This window comes from Halorubrum sp. AJ67, assembly GCF_000513435.1.
This window is the reverse complement of record NZ_CBVY010000009.1, coordinates 19000-20941: the sequence shown is the minus strand read 5'-3', so window position 1 is coordinate 20941 and position 1942 is coordinate 19000. Positions and strand designations below refer to the sequence as shown.

Here is a 1942-nt window from a genome sequence, read left to right as displayed (position 1 = left end):
CCTATCCCCCTGTGTGCCTTGCCTCCCACGACTGGTTCCGGGGTCACCGCGGGCGATCGCCAACCCGCCGGCGGTGCGGACGACGGTGCCGACGCGCCGCACGGTTACTCCCGCAGGACGCCGAGGTACGCGGCGATCGCCTGAACGAGGTCGTTTTTCGCGGTGTCCTCGGTCCCTCTGACCGCCACGGACCCGCGGGGCGTCGAACTCGCGGGGATAGGTGGCGTCGCGCTCGACGACGGCGTCGTAGCCGACCTGCTGGACGGCCTTCGCGATCTCGTCGACGGTCGGCGCTTCGACCGCCAGATCTCTCGGGACGCGGCGTCCCTCCGAGCGCGACAGCTCGGCGTCGAAGTAGGCGGGGTAGACGACGTTCTCGACCATACCGGATACCCTCGCGCGCGGCGTAAGGTCGTTTCGGACCGCCGCGGGCCGGACGTCGGTCAGGCGGTGCGGAACTCGAACCGGGCCCCGCCTCCCTCGGCGGCGCGGGCCTCGACCGCCCAGCCGTGCGCCTCGGCGATGCGCTTGCTGATGGCGAGCCCGAGTCCGGTGCCCGACTCGTCGGTCGTGAACCCGCTCTCGAACACCCGATCGATGTCGTCCTCCGGGAGGCCGGTTCCGTCGTCCTCGACGTAGAACCCGTCGACCGCGGTGCCGTCGTCGCCGCGGAGCGTCGCCCCCATTCGGACGGAGAGCGGGTCGTCCGCGGAGTCGCGGCCGTGTTCGACGCTGTCGTCGGGCTCCGCCCGACTGCCCGTGGAACCGTGTTCCACGCTGTTTCGGAAGACGTTCTCGAACAGCTCGCGCAGCCGCGTCCGACTCGCCTCGAGGGTCACGTCCGACTCGACGGTCAGGGTCGCACCGTCGGTGTCGACGCTCTCCCACGCCTCGCGCGCGACGTCGGACAGCGAGACCGACTCCGTCTCCCCCACCGCTCGGCCCTGTCTGGCAAGCGACAGGAGGTCAGCGACGAGTTCGTCCATCCGGGTGATGGCGGCGGCGGCCCTGTCGAGGTGGTCCAGATCGCCGGTCTCCCGCGCGAGGTCGACGTACCCCTCGGCGACCGACAGCGGGTTTCGGAGATCGTGAGACACGATGGACGCGAACTCGTCGAGTCGTTCGTTCTGTCGCCTCAGCATTTCCTCGCGCTCTCGCCGTTCGGTGACGTCGGTGTAGATGGCGTAGCCGGCCGCGTTCGCCGCATCGAGATGGATCGGGATGACGTGGAGGATGAAGTGGCGCGGCCCGTCCGCGGTCACCCGCGTCACCTCGCGGCGGACGTTCTGGCCGCGCTGGAGGCGGTCGTTGAGGTCGTCGGCCTCCGATTCGGCGTCGGGCGGGACGATGAACTCGTCGATGGACTCGCCGAGAACGGCATCCGCCTCGTACCCGAACGTCGTCTCGAACGCGTCGTTCACCTGCCGGACGACCGGCTCGCCGTCGGCGTAATCGTAGGCGATCGCGGGGTCCGGGACGTTCGTGAACAGCGCGAGGAGCCTGTCGCGTTCGGCGCGGAGCGTCTCGGTGACGGCGATCCGGTCGAGCGTCTCCTCCAAGTGGGAGCCGAGCAGCTCCGCTAGCCTGCGGTCCGCGTCGTCGAACTCGTCGGTCCCGCCGGCGGCGTCGGCCGCGAGCTGGAAGACCACGTCGTCGCCGACCGGAACGGTGAGCGGCGCGTCGAACCGGCTGTCCGGGTTCGGATTCGGCGCGATCGACGTGTCGCCGGTCCGAACCGCCCGCCCCGCCACCCCGGTGCCCGACGCGGACCCGGTTACAGTCTTCGACCGGCGTCCCGCTGGACGCCACCACCGGTTCGACCCACTCCCCGTCGCGGACGGCGACCACGCTCTGATACGTCGGGAACACCTGTTCCGCGACCGCGATAGCGGCCCGATACGCCTCGTCGACGGACCTGACCGCGGCGAGCTCGCCATGCCGG

3 pseudogenes are annotated in these 1942 nt (G+C 70.7%); all 3 read right to left on the bottom strand.

The features are described from left to right. Positions 1–102 (bottom strand): annotated as a pseudogene (locus tag BN903_RS18745) (H/ACA RNA-protein complex component Gar1); the annotation flags it as partial. 2 nt (positions 103–104) lie between these two features. After that, positions 105–384 (bottom strand): annotated as a pseudogene (gene srp19, locus BN903_RS09090) (signal recognition particle subunit SRP19). 59 nt (positions 385–443) lie between these two features. Beyond that, positions 444–1942, bottom strand: a pseudogene (locus BN903_RS09085) (ATP-binding protein); the annotation flags it as partial.